This is a genomic window from Vibrio sp. 10N.247.311.49 (genome assembly GCF_041467655.1).
Lineage (GTDB): Bacteria > Pseudomonadota > Gammaproteobacteria > Enterobacterales > Vibrionaceae > Vibrio > Vibrio crassostreae_C.
This window is the reverse complement of record NZ_JBFSVA010000008.1, coordinates 69246-87109: the sequence shown is the minus strand read 5'-3', so window position 1 is coordinate 87109 and position 17864 is coordinate 69246. Positions and strand designations below refer to the sequence as shown.

Here is a 17864-nt window from a genome sequence, read left to right as displayed (position 1 = left end):
TGGCTCTATCAGAACTAAACGCTCTAATTAATCTAAAAGTGAACGAACATAATCAGCGATTTCTTGGTTTTGGCAATGCTCAAAGAAGCATTGTTGGAAACGTTCGCTGCCAACCGCTGTTTTCACTAGATCTTGGTCGATGGCTCTCAGAGAATCAATAAAGTTATCTTTTACCACCGCCGCTTTCACTTCATTCAAAATTGCTGCATTACGTTGCTGTGGTTCTGCACGCTCTAGTGGATACCCATTACCACGCTCGCCTGTGAACGCTTTTTCAAAGATATAACGAATGTTGAGTTCACCTGCCCAGCCAAAGCCTTTAGCAAAAGCGAGAGCGAGAGCATTACCGTTGTTAATTTGGTTAAACAAGAAAGCATCTGATGGCTCTAGGCAGTAACCACAAACCACCCCCGGATGCAGGTTCAGTGACATCAAAGCACCTTGGCCAGTGCCACATCCTGTCACAACAAAGTCAACAGCCTTTGAGTTAATCAGAATGCTCGCCATAATACCTAGATGAATATACGTTAAGTGGTGATCGTTCTCGTCTGTCATTCCTAGGTTGAAGACATCGTGACCAAAACCACCAGCAACTGACTCTAGTTCAGCTGATACCATAGCATTTTTGCCTGCTTGACTGTTTTCCATCATTAAAGCGATTTTCATTTATCTTCTCCTGCAAGATTGCTGCAAACTCAAAATTTAGAATAAAAAACTAATTAGCGTGCTAACCAACCACCGTCAACAGCAATGGTATAGCCATTAATGTAATCCGATGCTGATGATGCTAAGAACACACAAGGACCTGCGATATCTTGCGGTTTACCCCAACGTTCAGCCGGAATACGCTCAAGAATCGCTTGATTACGCTCAGCATCTTCACGCAGAGCTTGAGTATTGTTAGTTTCCATATAACCGGGGGCTATCGCATTCACGTTGATATTATCGCGCGCCCATTCGTTCGCCATCGCACGTGTCACGCCCATCACAGCACTTTTTGAAGCCGTATAGGAAGGAACTCGAATGCCACCTTGGAATGAGAGCATCGATGCAATGTTAATGATCTTTCCGCCAGTACCTTGAGCCTTAAATTGCTTTGCAACAGCCTGAGACATAAAGAACACCGTCTTGGTGTTCACGTTCATTACGTCATCCCAATCTTGCTCTGAGAACTCAATAGCATCTTGGCGGCGAATAATTCCTGCATTGTTCACGAGAATGTCGACTTGGCCAAACTCAGCCAAAGTGCGCTCTATAACCCCTGGAATGCACGCTTGCTCGAGAAGATCAGCACTCACGTTTAGGAACGAATGACCTGCTGCACTCATTTTCTCAATAGTCTCTTCAGGCTCTGTTCGGTTAACACCGACAACCTTACAACCGGCTTCCGCTAGGCCTAATGCAATACCTTGCCCAAGCCCCGTGTTACAGCCCGTCACTATCGCTACTTTACCTTCCAGACTGAATGACTCTAAGATCATGCTCGCTTCCTCAATTACATTGGATTCATTGCGTATCGTTATTACCAATAATTAAATCATACAATAAGATGTAAATACGAGAGCGACGTTGTAGAAGTTCGATCTTGCACCAAAATCAGTCGAACAAGTGAAACGGCACCACAAACTAAATGAATAGGGGAAAGTGATTTGAAGACGAGAAACCTATAACCCACTATGAACAATGAGTTCGAAGATCACCCAAACCAGATATTTTAGGGATTTGGCAACAATTCCATGATTTAAAAGAGTAAAAGGGTTATACATAATAATGTGTTATCTAAATTACTGAAATTATCATGACGCTCAAAGAGATCCTTAAAATTCCCAATGTCCGCTACTTCTTGATGTTTAGAAGCAGCTACTTTGCGCGTTTTTACTACCCTATATTCACACTACTTTATTTAGATTACGGGTTAACCCTGTCTCAATTCGCGATGCTCAATGTAGTTTGGGCGGCCACCATTGTGCTTGCTGAAGTACCGTCGGGTGCATTCGCCGATACCTTAGGCCGTAAGAAACTGGTGGTGCTGTCTTCGATTGTGATGTTTGTTGAGATCGCCATGATAGCGCTCGTACCAACCGGAAACCCAGACTTGGTGTTCATTGTTTTTCTGATTAACCGGATTCTCAGTGGCTTAGCGATGGCACTGGCCAGCGGTGCTGACGAGGCATTGGCTTACGACACCTTAAAAGAACAAGGCAATGAAGAGTTGTGGCCTCGAGTGCTGCAAATCCAGCTTCGTGTCGCCTCAACGGTCGGTATCTTTGTCACACTAATTGGTGCGGCGATGTACGACGTGAATTTTATGACGAACATCTTTCATTTCCTTGGACTAGCCGAACCAGAAAGCACCAAAGATCTGATGCGTATTCCTGTGTTCGCCACCCTATTTGTAGCGATGATCGCTATCTATGCCGCGATTAATATGCGCGAAGAGAAAAAGCTGATGCCAAGCGACCAAACCAAATTGGCAACCACCATCTCAAGTCTTAAATTGACGATCGATGCAGGTAAATGGGTATTCGCTACGCCTTACGTGCTGTTCATCTTGCTCTACTACAGCCTATTCGAACACACCTCACGCATGTTCCTAACCATGAACAGCCAATACTATCTGGCCATTGATATTCCAATTATCTACTTTGGTTTTATTGGTGCGGGTATCAGCTTGCTTAAGATTATATTGGCAGGACAAAGCCGAAGATTAGCAGAGAGTATGGAGGCTAAAACCTTCATTGTGGTTATGGGATTGGCAAGCATGGCGACTTATTACTGGATCAGTTTAGGTTGGTCGATTTACGGAGTCATTCCGGCACTAGTATTAATCTTTATCATCATGACGATGAACATTTTCATCAGCTACCACCTGAATAAAAAAACCGAATCACACAACAGAGCCACCGTTCTTAGTTTCAAAGGTTTGATGTTTAACCTCGGATACGGTCTGATCGGTATCTTGTACGCTTACTACTATAAGTTGGTGTCTCAGGGCTACACCGAACAAGAAATAGAACAGAACCTTGCCTTCTTGGCCTCACTGTCTTCTTTTTTCTATTACTTCACCTTACTGTTCGTTTTGATCAGCGCGCTGTTCTACTTCAAGAACAGAAAAGAAGCGATTTTCTAAACAATCGATTGATGTCGAGTGACAAGTAAATGAAGCCGTTAAGGTTTACAGCGCAAGTTTTAAAGACCGAATATTCTTCAAAACCGAGCGATTCACGCAACTGACTATTGCTTATTAAAAGAACAAGTCGCTTCTTATATTGGTTTTATTTGTTAATATAATCAGCAAATTACATAACACATGGACGCGTCATGTCTTTTAGTTGGATAGCCTTTACTCTCCTTGCTGCCTTTAGCCAATCTTGGCGCAATGCCTTTCAAAGTAAATTAAGTGGCACCATGAGCGTGGCTGGCGTGACGTTGGCGCGTTTTATTTGGGCTGGCCCAATCGCCCTTATTTACCTCTACACCCTCTATCAATGGCAGCCAGTCTCCGCACCGGATTTTTCGGGTGAGTTTGTTTTCTATATTGTTGCTGCCGCCATCATGCAGATCCTCGCGACCGGCTTAATGGTGATGCTGTTCAAGCTCGAAAACTATGCGATAGGCGCAGGCTTAGCCAAGTGTGAAGCCCCCGTATCTGCTGTGCTATCCGTATTGTTTTTTGGTACTGCTTTGACACTAACAGGTTGGGTCGGCGTACTTATTGGTACTTTAGGCGTGCTAATCATGAGTAGCGCTTCTGGCTGGCGAAGCTTGTCCCCGAAAGTGTTCTTATTAGGTATGGCGTGTAGCACCGCCTTTGCTTTAACGTCTCTTTGGGTACGGGAAGCAAGTTTGAGCATAGGGTTGCCCTTCCCTCATAGCGCTGCTTGGGTGCTGTTCCTCGTCATTTCCCTTCAGACAGTGATTATCTGTACGTATCTCTTTTTCAGAGAACGCGACACGCTGCGCCTGATATTCAAGAAGTCGAAACTAGTCATCATGACAAGCTTAGCGAGTGTTATCGGTTCTCTGGGTTGGTTTAGCGCGATGTCGCTTCAAGCCGTGCCGTACGTAAAGACACTCGGGCAAGTCGAAGTGATCTTCATGGTGTTGATATCCTATTTCTGGTTAGGGCAAAGCATCGCGCGCAAAGACATTCTTGCGCTCATCTTGCTTTCTATCGCAGCAGTATTGGTTATGTGGCAGTGACGAGCTCGTTAATATGACTAGGACAAATTGAAGTCATATTGCGACCGTTTGTTTTCGCTTGATATAACGCTTTGTCGGCTCGGCTAATAAACCCATTCCAACTCTCATGCGGGTGAAGCTGAGCAACACCAAAACTCGATGTCAGAAACATCTCATGTTCTTGTACTGCTGATACCTCTGAAATAGACAATCGTAACTTGCAGGCAATAACCTGAGCTTGTTGGAAATCGACATTAGGCAATAAAATCATTATCTCGTCTCCGCCAAAACGAAACGCACTGGCTTTAGGCGATGTTTTTATCGCACTTTGAACCATTTCAGCAAAAGACTTGATCACGAGGTCACCTACAATGTGTCCGTGTTGGTCATTGATCGACTTAAAATTATCAATATCCATCATAATGGCACTAACAGGTGCAGTTTCCGCCTGCTTCATGATAACTGGAACCATCTCATCTAATGCTCTGCGGTTTCCCAGTACCGTTAGAGGATCGCTGTAGGACAGCTCGTGAATAGAACTAAGCAACCTTGCGTTAATCAGCCAAAGCATTGTAAAGCTCATCGACACAATAAGAACGATGCTCACTAAAAAGGCAAGTTGATGAATGAGAGTGGCCGCCATGAAATCCTGGAGCTCAGTTGAAAATAGCGTCACCAGTACTCGGAAAACCATAAACCCGCCATATATCGTAAATGACAAGGCCATCATCCGAATACCTAGAGTCAAGTCATCACGCCGGCCCTTTAATACCGCAAAGGCAGTGCAAAGAGTCACAAAAGCCAGATATAAACTAATGAGGATAATTCGAGCCTTTATGGAAGGCTCATAGAACGTGAAGTAAATAAAACATGGCAAAAGAGCCAACATCATTAGACTACTGAGGTAGGTGCATTTGAGAGAGTATTCTCGAAACAGACATAAGCTATACAAGGCGAGATGAAAACCAAGCGCAATGACCATATTGGCACCAATAACGGTGACCCAATCAGGGAACTCCCCTCTTAGGCTCAACATCAACGGCCCAGTTCCGATAACAAATATTGAAATGGAAAAGATTGAAAGCCCTTTAATGGACTGTTGAGTGAATTGAAATAACAACAAGCCAATACAGTAAATGAAAGAGAACAAAATAATAATAAAATTAAGTGTTCTCATATCCAGCGAAAAACCATCCATGATTTTCTATCTTCCATACGCAACCAAATTTCAACATGGTCAATAATCATGCAAACCACAAAAACATTCACCATGTGAATCTTTTTATTTTATAAAAAAAGGGGGTAGATCACATATGCGGAGATTTTTATCGCATGAGTCCATGATATGGATAGGCATGTAACACTCGCCCCCATAGAGTTTTATCGCATCACTGAATCTACAGGCTTCTGCACTCGTTACTTGGTTGAATGACGACTGTCTGGCATTATGCGCCCAAGAAATCTCTAGGGCTGTTGACCTTAGTTATTATACAGCAAAGAATGAACGAAGGTAGTCAGTGGTAGAAAACAGCCAACAATTAAGTGACCGTTACGACGAACATGGTTACTTTGTTATCAGAAATTATTTCAATGAAGCTCAAATTGCATCGCTTAGAAAAGTCGTGCTGAAATTTCATGAATCATGGAAAGCAGACAACGAAGAATTCTATAAAGAAGAAGCATTTAACTCGTCTTTAATTACGGGAAGCGAGTATTTGCTCGCCGACGATAGAAGCGTGCTTTTCGACTTCATCAGCTCGAAACAAGTGATGAACGTGGTTGATGCGGTGATTCCGAACAAACCAGCATTCATGAATACACAGCTGTTCTTCAACCCAGTAAATCCGCAACAAAAAGACTTCTGGCATCGTGACTGTCAATACGATTACGACGTTGATGACCAAATGAAAGTCATCATGGAAACCCAGGTATTGCATCTGCGAGTGCCCATTTTTGATGAGCCAGGTATGGAACTTATCCCTGGCACACACAAGCGTTGGGACAACGAAGAAGAGTACAATGTTCGCCAAGAAGAAAACGGCAAAGTGAGCAGCGATGACATCTCTGGTGGTAAGCAGATACCATTAGCCGCCGGTGACTTATTGGTGTTTTCAGCGGACATGATCCACCGAGGCCGATATGGCTTGGATCGTTTGGCTTTGGATATTTTGATCTTTGATTCGGCGGCAGACTATGTCGACTACGTTGATGACGATTGTCTGCCAACACCAGCCATGTTGAGCAACATTTCCGACCCAAGATTATTTATGAACACGCTACACTTAAAATCGATGCAGTACTCATAATCCATAAAGGTGCCCAAACTATGACTGACACTAAGCAAAATACCCGAATTAGCCAGTTCCGTTTCGGTCAGCCAAAAGAATCTCTCAAGTTAGAACATGTCGCTTTAGGGGTACTAGACAAAGATAAAGTTCGCGTACAAATTGAAGCGACTAACATCAACCCTAGTGATCTGTTGTCGATTTATGGTGTGGGCCAATACAAACATAGCCATCAGCCGCCGAGAGTACCGGGATTTGAAGCGGTAGGAAGGATTGTAGAATCCAGCAGTGCTGAGTTTATAGTGAATCAACGAGTGCTTGTGGCAACCAGTGGAACATGGCAGAACTATGTCGATGTATCACCAGATGATCTGTTCCAAATTCCTCAACATTTAGACAATGGCTACGCCTGTCAGTTGTACATTAATGCGCTAACCGCATGGGTGCTAACGACAGAAATAGCCAAGCTGACCCAAGAGGATGTGTTGATCATCAACGCGGGCAGTTCAGCCATCGGTAAGATCTTCTCCCAGTTATCAGCATCACTTGGCTTCAACATCATTGTCGTTACATCACAGCAGACACAATACCCTGCCACTTCCTGTTGGGTGATAGATGCGAACGCTGATCTAGTTTCTCAAATTAAGGCATTAGGCTTGCCTATGCCAACCGTTGCCTTTGATGCGATTGGCGGCTCACCCGGAACCGATCTTGTTCACACCCTTGGCAACAACGGGCGCTTTATCAACTATGGGACGCTGTCGTTGGATTTTTACGAGCCACGCTTCTTTGAGTACGCGAAAAACCAACACATCGATTTCAGCACCTTCTTCTTGCGTTATTGGGAGGAAGCAGAAGGTAAAGATGTTCGCCGTGATAAGTTCACGACCATGCTAGATCACTTCATCACAAACGACATTCAGCTCGACGTTGACCGCTATCTACCATTCGATGAAGTGCAAACCGCGATTGATCTCATTGAATCGAAAACCACACGCCTAGAGGGCAAGATCATCTTACTGCCACAGTAAGTGAGAGTTGGACGATATATACCTTGTTTATTTCAACAGGCAAGACGTTCAACAGCTTACAAGCGTGCTTGTTAATACACCATCGCTTAGGAAGTTTGATTAAAGAAATCGAAGATTGAAAAGATAGCGAAGAGTTGTGGTGCATTTCTCCATAACTTAAGTGGTTACGAGATGGTCATGAATCACATTTATTTGAAACATCAATTAGTTATATCATTAGAAATATGATACTGATCACCCATAAGATAACCTCGATTCTATATGGTAGCGTCATACTTAAAACCACGATGTGAACATAATTATGAAAAGACACATACTATCAAGCGCCATCCTACTCTCTCTAGCCTTTCCCACCTTTGCAGCTGATGGCGATATACACGATGTCACGATACTGGGTACTTCAGATATCCACGGTCATTTTATGGCGTGGGATTACGCGGCAGATAAACTCAACACTCGTGGTAGCTTGAGCCAAATCGCGACCAAAGTTGGTGAGATCCGCAAAGAGCAATCTAACATTATCCTTGTCGACGCTGGCGATACCATCCAAGGCAACTTCGTAGAAACCTTCAAAGACGAGCCCGTTGATCCAATGATGCTTGGCTTTAATCACATGAAATACGATGTGTGGGTTTTAGGTAACCACGAATTCGACTTTGGCCTCAAAACCCTCAACAGGGCCGTTACCCAATTTAAAGGGCAGTCTCTCGGTGGCAACATCAAGAACAAAAACGGAAACCCATTCCTGCCTGGTTACACCATCCTAGAACGCGGTAGCATTAAGATCGGCGTGATCGGAATGGATACCCCAATGACGGAGGTCTTTGCGCAAGGTACCAACCGTTTAGAAGGCGTCACTTTCACTAATCCAACCTTGGAAGTGAAGAAAATCGTCAAAGAGATTGATGATAAAGTGGATGCCATCATATTGGTTGCCCATATGGGAATTGAGAACGAGAATGACATTGCCGACACCGGTGTCACCGACATTGCCAATGCAAACCCAGAGCTTGATGCCATCGTCGCTGGCCACATGCACACTCGCATCGATAAAGCCGTTGTAAATGGCGTTATTATTACTGAACCCGACAAATATGGCCGCGCCCTATCTCGTATTGATCTTCAATTTGAAGAGCGCGATGGCACATTCACTCTCGTCAACAAAGACAGCTTCACCTATAAAATTAAAGGTATAGACTCTGATGAGAATATGGACGAGTTATACCAGCCTTACCACAAACAACTCCGAGAAATGGCGAACAGACCTGTCGCTCAGCTTACCGGCGTTGATTTAGTCCCTGAAAATGAAATCCGCGGTATCCCTCAAGTCCACGTTCAAGACACAGGCATCAGTGCGCTATACCAAGAAGCGAGCTTCTTCTATGCACCCAAAGCCAATGTCATTGCACTTCAAATAGACAACGACAATGCAGAGCTCGATGTTGGCCCAATCAAAGCCAAAGACATCGCGTACAACTACCAATACGCAGGTGGCGAAATCACTGTCTACCAGATGACAGGCAAAGAGTTAAGAACCTACATGGAATGGTCTGCGGGCTACTTCAACTCAGTGCAACCCGGTGATGTGACCTACAGCTTTAACCCTGAACGCAGAGCTTCAAAATACTCAACTAATGACTTCTTCGCGGGCGTGACTTATACCATCGACCTCACTCAGCCTGCAGGTACACGCATCACCAACCTCGCGTTTGCAGATGGCACACCGGTTACTGATCAAACAGAAATCCGTATTGGTATGAATAGCTATCGAATGGGTCATCTAACCAAGAAAGGCGGCGTGCTAGAAGGTGAATCATTCCCTGTACTCTTTGATACGGAAGCAGAGTATGGAGAAGAAGCAGGCACGATCCGTAATATGACAATCAAGTATCTTAAAGAAGAAAAGAACGGTCAGTATGAAGGTAAAACTCAGCAGCGATGGGCTCTTTCTGGTTTAGAGAGCCGCTACAATGAACAGCGAGAGATCGTAAAGTCTTTGATTAATGATGAAACCATATCAATCCCGACCAGTGACGATGGCCGCTACACAAACATCGCTTCTATCAACGTAAAAGAACTGATGTTCACATCTGACGAAGCCAAACAAGCAGCCATAACCACACGCGAAAAGAAACTGGCGCAGGCAACTGAGCAAGAGAGTAAGCAGATCAAACGCGAAATCACTCTGATCGAAGCACTCAATTAACCCCTGACCTCAAACCAATAACGACTTAACGACGCTTAGAGCGTGGTTAGGTCGTTTTTGTTCCCATTTTCCAACACCACATCTGTACTGAGTAAAACGGTTAATATTGGATGAATGATCTGCAAAGGCCAACTCATAGTTGGACAAAATCTTCTCAGCGAGTTTCCTAAATTAGTGATTATGAATCACTTCAAGTATTGCAAACCTCCAATCAAGTGGCCAAATTCACTCAGCCACTACAGTACCACTACACGGTTGCTATAACGCCAACTCGTAAAGGTGATAAACGTCTTCACTGGTCAACGTTCTTGGGTTGCCTCCCATACAAACATCATCCATGGCTTTTTGAACCCAACCATCAATATCCGCATGCTTAACCCCAAGATGAGCCAGCCCAGAAGGGATACCCACTTCACGAGACAACGTGCAAATCAGGTCCACCGCTAATAGGGCTGCATTAGTGTCGTCTAACTGAGACGTATCCCCACCCATCGCTTCAGCTACTTCTCTAAACGCACTTGGAATCGTTTGAGCATTGAATGCGCTCACCACAGGCAGCAAGATAGCATTACAAACGCCATGCGCTAGGTTGTGTGTTGCCGAAGGCTGATGTGACAACGCATGAACCGCGCCTAATCCGGCTGAGTTGAACGACATCCCCGCTAAAAATTGCGCATCAGCAAGTGCCGACCGAGCTTCTATGTTCGCTCCATCCTTTACTGCCATAGGCAGCCATTTGGCAATTAGCTTAACCGCCTCGAGTGCGGTCGGAAGTGTTAAACGATGGGCGCCAGGAGTCACAACCGACTCAATGGCATGGGTCAGCGCATCCATACCCGTTGCAGCGGTAACAGAGGCAGGCAAACCAACCATCAATGATGGGTCGTTAACCGCAACATCTGGAATCTGTTTGGTGTCGACGATCACCATCTTAACGAGATTCTTCTCATCGGTAATCACCGAATTGGACGTCATCTCCGCCGCTGTTCCCGCCGTTGTATTAATAGCAATAAAGAACGCACCGCTATTCTTAACCAGGCCGACCCCATTATAATCGGTGATTTCGCCTTCATTTGATGTGACAATACGAATCGCTTTCGCACAATCAATAGGGCTACCGCCACCAACCGCAATCAAACAATCGCACCCGCTCTGTTGGTAAAACTCAGCACCTTGATTAACCAAACTAACGGTCGGGTTAGGGGTGACCTTATCAAAGGTGACATAATCGAACCCTTTATCATCGAGTGCACAATAAAGAGAATCTAATATCCCCAATTCAATAAGGTTTTTATCTGTCACTATCATTGCTTTTTTTACGGGTCGACAGTCCAACACTGCAACAGATTCTGCCACCGCACCTACGCCGGATAATGATAGTTTTGGTAAATTTAATGCAAACACCATAGTCATTCCTTTACGGTAAGAGCCCGACGGATCGGGCCGATATCAATTACTTCTCAACTCGCAATCCATACGTCTTGAACTTATCGAGTACATGATCCATCTCTTGGTTTGGAAGCACTGGAACGTCTGGCTGAATCGCTGCACACTTGAGATAAAGCTCAGCCAATACCTCGGTTTCATGTGCTAACCACAATGCTTTCTTCAGATTTTCACCAACGGTGATCATGCCATGATGTTGAAGAAGAATAGATTTACTTTGACGAATGCCAGCATCTACATAATCAGCCAACTTAGGAGAGCCAAAGGTAGCATAAGGTACACAAGGTATTTCTGCCGCGCCCGATGCTGCAACCATATAGTGGATCGCCTGGATTGGACGATTGAGTATAGACACTGCTGTCGCGTTAATGGCGTGGTTGTGAACAACGGCATGGCAATCCTCTCTCGCTTGGTAGCAGGTTAGGTGGAAAGCCCATTCGCTTGATGGAATTTTGCCTTCCTCAAATTCTCCGGATTCGCTTACATAAACGATCTTTTCCGGTGTCAGATTCTCATATTCAATACCCGTTGGAGTGATCAATAAACCACCTTCATAGCGCACCGAGACATTACCTGCGGTGCCTTGGTTTAATCCCAGCTTAGTCATCTCTAAGCATGTATCGATAATGTCTTGTGCTAGTTCATTTCTTGTTATTGTCATCGTATTACTTCCTTAAGCTGGCGTTACGCCTTTCTTTAAAATGATGTTTCCGTATTTAGCGGTTTCGCCCGTCAGTACAACTGCAAAGCATTTTTCGGCGCGGTCGTAAAAATCAAAACGATCCATGTGTTCTAATGCAGGCTTGTCTTTCGTGGTCTTTGTGATTGCCGCCATGTATTTCGATTCAACTGTTGGGTCGAGCTGGTCACCCTCTACTGCTTGCATCATGATCAGCGGGCTTTGGCAGTACACGTCGAGCTCAAATAGCGGTATTGTGCCCTCTAACAGCGTATCGATATTCACGCCATCGGCTCTTAGCACCACATGCGATCCAAACGTCTCCGCAGGAAAATGGGCGTCGGCAAACAGAATTTCATCGCCATGCCCCATTCGACTTAATACGGCAAGCAGTTCTGGGCTTATTGCCGGATGGATTCCTTTAAGCATTGTGTATTTCCTCCAATAACTGGGCGTATTGTTCACGGCTCTCAGACGGGGTGATGACTTGGTAAGCAGGCTTCATATTTTCTTGGGCATGATTGGCATCAATAAATACCCCAGCCCCTGCAAAGGCATACATCGCTGCCCCCGTCACTGTGGCTTCAGGCTGTTCAACCACATGGATAGGGATGCCAACAACGTCAGCTCTTATTTGGTTCCACAGTCTATTTTTAGACCCACCACCCACCACCATTAAACACTCGGTATTTAAGCGACAAGTCGTGGAAAGATAGTGCAGACTGCTCTTGAGTTTGAAGGCCAGTCCTTCTAGAGCGGCGCGGTATATCTCGCCCCTTGTGGCATTAATGGACAGGCCAGTAATCGCACCATTTCCTTTACCGTCACCACCAAGTAAAAAGGATGGATCGAACCTAACGCCATTTGCACCGATAGGGGCCGCTTCGCCTTCCGAAACCATCACCGCGTATTTACTGCTGCTCTCGGCAATATCCGTAAAGTAGGTGTTGGCGACCCATTCCATTACTGCACTAGAGAGCCATTGGATTGCTGGGTTAAACAAATCATTTTTAGCATCAAGCTCTGTTGTCATGCCCTCTTTGAGATAGTCAGGTTTTAACTGAGGACGTGGCGAACGAGCCATCAAGATCTCCCAAGTCCCTGAGCTTAAGAAAGACTGATTCTCTTTGGCACCAGAGCCGAACAAAGCAAACTGAGTGTCGTGACCTGCTGAAATCACTGGAACTCTGTTTGGAATGCCAAGCAGGAAGGCGACATCGTCTTTTAAACAACCCACTATTTCGCCCGCTTCAACCATGGGAGGAAAGTGCGCCTTCGTCAGCTCTAGGTACTGTAATACCCCTTCATTCCAGTCACCGCTGTCTAGGTCCGTCATCATCGACGTGCCAGCCATCGTTCGATCGGTTGTTAATTCGCCCGTCAGCTTTTGTGTCAACATCGACGAAATAAACACCCACTTATCCATATTGCTATAGACTTTTGGTTCGTTGTCTTTCAACCACTTAAGCTTGAATAAGGTATTGAACGAATAATCCCCGATGCCGTTGGTCAAATACAGTTCATCGCGGTCAATATCTTGCGAGATCTGGCTCATCACAGGCGCGGTACGAGCACATTTCCAAGAAATAATGGGATAGATCTGCTTTCCATCTTTATCGAAGGGCGCCCCGTCCACTCCAAAGGTAGTGACAGAAACGGCAACAATATCCGTCGAATTAATTTGAGCCGTTACCTGCTTTGAACACTCAACAAGCTTTTTCCAAATCTGTTGAAAATCCCAAACATGTTTAGTGCCATTCTGTAGCGTTTCATTAGCAATATAGTGCGACGCAACAATTTCACCTTGCTGGTTAATCGCAATAGAGCGGACGTTGGTGGCTCCGCAATCAAGAATAATAGCAATCGACATAACTCACCCCTTTAAGGCCTACCCCAAGTTGGGGCAGGCAAAATTAGTTACCTATTGAATTACTTATAGATAGGGCCGAAGTTCTGACAAGCGCGATAGTCCTGTCCCTCAACATCCTGACCAAATGCAGACCAAGTATGCGGACGAAAGATGTCTTGGCTATCCACGTTATGCATCGATACCGGAATACGCAGCATTGCAGCGAGAGAGATTAAATCGCCGCCAACGTGGCCTGAAGTGATAACACAGTGGTTAGCGCCCCAGTTTGCCATAACGTCATAAACCGATTTAAATGCGCCTTGGCCAGTCAAGCGAGGGACGAACCAGGTCGTTGGCCAAGTCGCGTTAGTGCGCTCATTTAGGGTATTATGAACATCTTCTGGCAGTTCGATAGAGTGCCCCTCAGCAATTTGCAGCACTGGACCAATACCCGAGATAATGTTGATTCGATGCATAGTAAATGGCATGCCACCTTCAGTTAGGAACTGAGACGAGAAGCCGCCCCCACGGAAGTATTCTTCAATGGCTGGGCACCATTTCGTTGCATTTAGAGACGCTTCAACGTCGGCTTGTGTCAGTTCCCAGTGCGGTTTCATCGCCGGCTTACCATCAGCTGTTCTCGCTTTACCTGCCCCATCGAGCGCTGCTGAGCCAGAGTTAACCAGGTGCAAGAAACCGGAATCTGGGCGGGTCCCTGTCACACGCTCTACCGCATCTTCAGACCAGTAGGTACGAACATCATGGAAAACCTGAGCCTCACCCGTCAGTAGCTTACCAAACATCATATTTACGCCGTTCAACGCGTCGTTTTCTGTTGCCACACAGATTGGTTCACGAATGCCGTTCCAATCAAATGAGGAGTTCAAGATGGCCTCTGAAAAATCGCCATTGGGCAAATGATCGGTCCAATGACGCTGACCTTGGAAGCCAGCCAGAATAGCATTGTGTCCTAGCGATTCTTCACCAAAGCCTAGCTCTGCAAGTTTTGGGTTGCCTTGCATCAAATCGCGCATGATCATGGTCATCTTAATGACGGTATCCCAATCCTCTGCTTTACGCTCTTCGGTGAAAGGGGTGCCGTTATAATCTTTACCTTCTTTACACCAGTCTCGTACCCAAGCACGTGCCAGTTCAAACTCTTTCTTGTCATAGACTTCTCGATCCAAACGGCGTTTGATTTCTGTCATATCGACATATTCATTACGCATGCCCAGATACTTCTGGAAGAACTCAGGGTTAACCACAGAGCCCGCGATGCCCATAGATACAGAGCCCATCGAGAGATAAGATTTACCGCGCATTGACGCGACGGCTAAACCTGCACGGCAGAAGCGAAGAATCTTGTCCTGTACGTCACTTGGGATTGACTCGTCTCCTGCGTCTTGCACTTCTTTGCCGTAAATTGAGAATGCCGGTAAACCCACTTGTGAGTGGCCTGCCATCGCGGCGGCTAGGTATACTGCACCTGGACGCTCAGTACCATTGAAACCCCAGATGGCTTTTGGTGTATGCGGGTCCATATCAATGGTTTCTGTGCCATAACACCAACACGGTGTTACTGTCAGTACAAGGCCCACATTTTCACGTTTAAATTTGTCAGCCGTCGCAGCAGATTCTGCTACACCACCAATACAAGAGTCGGCAAGGACACACTCCACTTTCTCTCCGCTAGCATGGCGAATATTCTCTTGAATAAAATGAGCTGCGCGCTGAGCCATTCCCATAGTTTGATCTTCAAGAGATTCGCGTACACCCATTTGACGACCGTCGATGGTAGGACGAATACCGATTTTAACTAACTGTGACATCATTGATGTTCCTTATTATTTCTTTAATTCAGGGGGCAGGTTAATGCTGCCCCTGTGGATAATTCTTTACTTAACTTGGTAACCTTTTGCGCCGTAGTACACTAGGTAAACGAAGCCAATGAATGGGATAACAAATGCGGCACCAATGCCTGCTGCATCTGAGATTTGCCCCATGATGGCGGTTAGCAGTGCACCACCCAGGATTGCCATGATTAAGAAGCTTCCACCAAACTTTGAATCAGACCCTAAATCTCTCAGTGATAGCCCAAAAATAGTCGGGAACATCAGAGACATACATGCAGACACACCGACTAGTGCATAAGCTCCTGCTAACCCACCCACTACCATGATTACAGCGACTAAAATCGCAGCGATCGCAGCCAAAGCAGCAAGTAGTTTTTGTGGTTCAATGTGTTTCATCAGCGCGACACAAACCCAGCGCATGACAGAGAAAATCACAATAGATGTCAGTAGGTATGTTGATGCTTCTGCTTCTGTACCGCCGACTTCTTGCATCACGTAACGAATAGTCCATGACCAACAACCAATTTGCGCACCGACATAGAAAAACTGAGCTAACACGCCTTTGGTGAAGTGGCTTCGCTTGACAATACGGCGGTACGCCTGACCAAATGTAGACTCACCGGTAGTACTTGTGTCCTTTGCGGCCGGCATCTTAGTTTTAAGAATCAATAGCCAAATTAAAGCAATAACAACTGCTACGCCCATATAGGGCATCATTACTGCGTACAGTTCGTCAGATTGAATTTTCGCTAGTTCGTCAGCAGCCATGGCCGCACGTTCACTATCCGTTGCAGGGTTTAGTTGCGATAAGATGTAAAATTTGCCAATTAACACCCCAGTGATCGAACCAATAGGGTTACAAGCTTGAGCAATATTTAGACGTCGAGTTGCGGTTTCTTCAGGACCCATCGCTAATATGTATGGGTTGGCACTTGTTTCTAGAATGGAGAGACCGCCAGCTAGAACAAATAATGCCAGCAAGAAAGGTAAATATTCCATTGCTTGCGCGGCGGGATAAAATAGCAGTGCGCCGGTTGCAAACAATCCAAGGCCCAAAAGCACTCCGGCTTTATAACTGTATCGCTGTATGAAAAGCGCAGCGGGAAGAGCCAAACAAAAATAAGCGCCATAGAAAGCCGTTTGTACCAAACCGGATTGCATATCGGTTAAAGTAAATACTTTTCGAAACTGTGCAATAAGTACATCAGTCATGTTATTTGCCAAACCCCACATGGCAAAACAACAACATAGTAGCCAAAAAGCAAATTTAATTTCCTTTGGTATTACCTCTACTTTATTATTCCTCTGTGTTTCAGACGAACTTATATTGAGAGTATCATTCATAAGATATCCTTATTTATTAATTAAATTATTTATTTTTATTTTAAAGTTTATTTTGTTTCACGTTATTACAAATCAGTTATTACTACATCTACCGATTCGTTATCACATATTTTAAGAAGACTTCTTTTTTTGTATTTAGATTTATCGGCAATTAGAATAACTTGATCAGATATATCGATAAAACTTCTTTTTATTTGATAGTTATATTCATTTGAATCCCAAACTCCTGAGTCATAATCAAACCCAACGCAGGAAAAGAAGCAGACGTCCAAAGACATATTAGCCAGTGTCTCCACTGCTAGTGGACCATAGAAACTACTGTACTTCTCGGAATAACTGCCACCAGTACAAATTACATTAATATTACTTTTACCTTCAAGGGCAATAACATTCTGAAGAGAATTGGTAATAATAGTGCAACTGATATTTGGAATCTCTCGAGCGAGACACCAACTCGATGAACTTGCGTCTAAACCTATTACCATTTCTTCTTTAATATAATCTAACGCTTTGCTTACCAGTAATTCCTTTTCTTCTATATAGTCCTTAGAACGCGCATGAAAAGAAAGACCTTCATCAATTTCTTGAACACTAATAGCCCCACCATGAACTCTTTTAAGTGCGCCCGATTCATCAAGCTTTTTTAAATCTCGACGAATGGTTTCCACAGAAACATTAAAGGCTTCTGCTATTTCTTCGACGGTTGCACTTCTTTGATCATTTATTAGTTCAACAATTTGTAGGCTTCTCATAATGGTCTCCCGCTTGCTTGATTATTAATTTACCAATGAAAAAATGGCAAAACTGTGACGAAATCGCCATCAAGCCCGTTATTGACCGATTTGTGACTGATATTGTGGACTATTAAACACAAATGCCCGAAACTTATAAAAACAGTCATTCATTAATAAGGAATTATAATTGTTAGAACAGCTTGTAATCACCACTTACATAGATTGAATGATATTGCGAATACTTGCCTATTTAGA

General features: G+C 44.7%; 15 protein-coding genes. 5 read left to right on the top strand and 10 right to left on the bottom strand.

The features are described 5' to 3' along the window. Nucleotides 1-27 precede the first annotated feature (27 nt). Together AB6E54_RS10305 and kduD are read right to left on the bottom strand one after the other, a co-directional pair. Nucleotides 28-666: an RpiB/LacA/LacB family sugar-phosphate isomerase gene (locus AB6E54_RS10305; RefSeq protein WP_017067927.1), complete on the bottom strand. Its 639-nt coding sequence runs from the start codon at nt 664-666 to the stop codon at nt 28-30. Between the two features lie 53 nt (nt 667-719). Further along, nucleotides 720-1481 (bottom strand): 2-dehydro-3-deoxy-D-gluconate 5-dehydrogenase KduD, encoded by a 762-nt coding sequence (kduD, locus tag AB6E54_RS10300; protein ID WP_017067926.1) that lies wholly within the window; start codon nt 1479-1481, stop codon nt 720-722. A 317-nt stretch (nt 1482-1798) separates the two neighbouring features. On the opposite strand from kduD, the gene AB6E54_RS10295 reads away from it, so the two are divergent. Together AB6E54_RS10295 and AB6E54_RS10290 are read left to right on the top strand one after the other, a co-directional pair. Continuing rightward, nucleotides 1799-3130: an MFS transporter gene (locus tag AB6E54_RS10295; protein WP_017059988.1), complete on the top strand. Its 1332-nt coding sequence runs from the start codon at nt 1799-1801 to the stop codon at nt 3128-3130. A 191-nt stretch (nt 3131-3321) separates the two neighbouring features. Then, nucleotides 3322-4203 (top strand): DMT family transporter, encoded by an 882-nt coding sequence (locus AB6E54_RS10290; protein ID WP_017064271.1) that lies wholly within the window; start codon nt 3322-3324, stop codon nt 4201-4203. Here AB6E54_RS10290 and AB6E54_RS10285 read toward each other — a convergent pair. Next, nucleotides 4190-5380: a GGDEF domain-containing protein gene (locus AB6E54_RS10285; RefSeq protein ID WP_372106903.1), complete on the bottom strand. Its 1191-nt coding sequence runs from the start codon at nt 5378-5380 to the stop codon at nt 4190-4192. The genes AB6E54_RS10290 and AB6E54_RS10285 overlap by 14 nt on opposite strands. Before the next feature lie 319 nt (nt 5381-5699). Between AB6E54_RS10285 and AB6E54_RS10280 the strand changes: the two genes are divergently transcribed. The 3 genes from AB6E54_RS10280 (at nt 5700) to AB6E54_RS10270 (ending at nt 9704) form a co-directional block, all read left to right on the top strand. Continuing rightward, complete coding sequence (locus AB6E54_RS10280) at nt 5700-6488, top strand: phytanoyl-CoA dioxygenase family protein (protein WP_102332708.1); 789 nt, start codon at nt 5700-5702, stop codon at nt 6486-6488. Nucleotides 6489-6508: 20 nt separating this feature from the next. Then, nucleotides 6509-7498 carry a zinc-dependent alcohol dehydrogenase family protein gene (locus AB6E54_RS10275; RefSeq protein ID WP_017059992.1) on the top strand — a complete coding sequence of 330 codons (990 nt, stop codon included), beginning with the start codon at nt 6509-6511 and terminating at the stop codon, nt 7496-7498. A 301-nt stretch (nt 7499-7799) separates the two neighbouring features. Then, on the top strand, nt 7800-9704 hold the full coding sequence (locus AB6E54_RS10270; protein WP_372106901.1) for a bifunctional UDP-sugar hydrolase/5'-nucleotidase: 1905 nt from the start codon (nt 7800-7802) through the stop codon (nt 9702-9704). 258 nt (nt 9705-9962) lie between these two features. Here the strand turns inward: AB6E54_RS10270 and AB6E54_RS10265 are convergent, their stop codons facing one another. The 7 genes from AB6E54_RS10265 to AB6E54_RS10235 all read right to left on the bottom strand — a co-directional run bounded on the left by AB6E54_RS10265 (nt 9963) and on the right by AB6E54_RS10235 (nt 17627). Beyond that, nucleotides 9963-11111, bottom strand: coding sequence for an iron-containing alcohol dehydrogenase (locus AB6E54_RS10265; RefSeq protein ID WP_017059994.1), 1149 nt, complete (start codon nt 11109-11111; stop codon nt 9963-9965). Nucleotides 11112-11157: 46 nt separating this feature from the next. Continuing rightward, nucleotides 11158-11805 (bottom strand): L-fuculose-phosphate aldolase, encoded by a 648-nt coding sequence (locus tag AB6E54_RS10260; RefSeq protein ID WP_372106934.1) that lies wholly within the window; start codon nt 11803-11805, stop codon nt 11158-11160. Nucleotides 11806-11823: 18 nt separating this feature from the next. Then, nucleotides 11824-12258, bottom strand: coding sequence for an L-fucose mutarotase (fucU, locus tag AB6E54_RS10255; RefSeq protein WP_017059996.1), 435 nt, complete (start codon nt 12256-12258; stop codon nt 11824-11826). Then, on the bottom strand, nt 12251-13699 hold the full coding sequence (gene fucK / locus AB6E54_RS10250; protein WP_017059997.1) for an L-fuculokinase: 1449 nt from the start codon (nt 13697-13699) through the stop codon (nt 12251-12253). The genes fucU and fucK overlap by 8 nt, the downstream gene beginning before the upstream one ends. Before the next feature lie 59 nt (nt 13700-13758). Beyond that, entirely contained in the window at nt 13759-15507 is a 1749-nt protein-coding gene (locus tag AB6E54_RS10245; RefSeq protein ID WP_029236428.1) for an L-fucose isomerase, read from the bottom strand. Nucleotides 15508-15573: 66 nt separating this feature from the next. Then, the gene (gene fucP / locus AB6E54_RS10240; RefSeq protein ID WP_017059999.1) at nt 15574-16743 is read right to left on the bottom strand and encodes an L-fucose:H+ symporter permease; all 1170 of its coding nucleotides are present in this window, start codon (nt 16741-16743) and stop codon (nt 15574-15576) included. Between the two features lie 197 nt (nt 16744-16940). Beyond that, a complete protein-coding gene (locus AB6E54_RS10235; protein ID WP_048662208.1) occupies nt 16941-17627 on the bottom strand; it encodes a DeoR/GlpR family DNA-binding transcription regulator in 687 nt (228 codons plus the stop codon). Nucleotides 17628-17864: the final 237 nt, after the last annotated feature.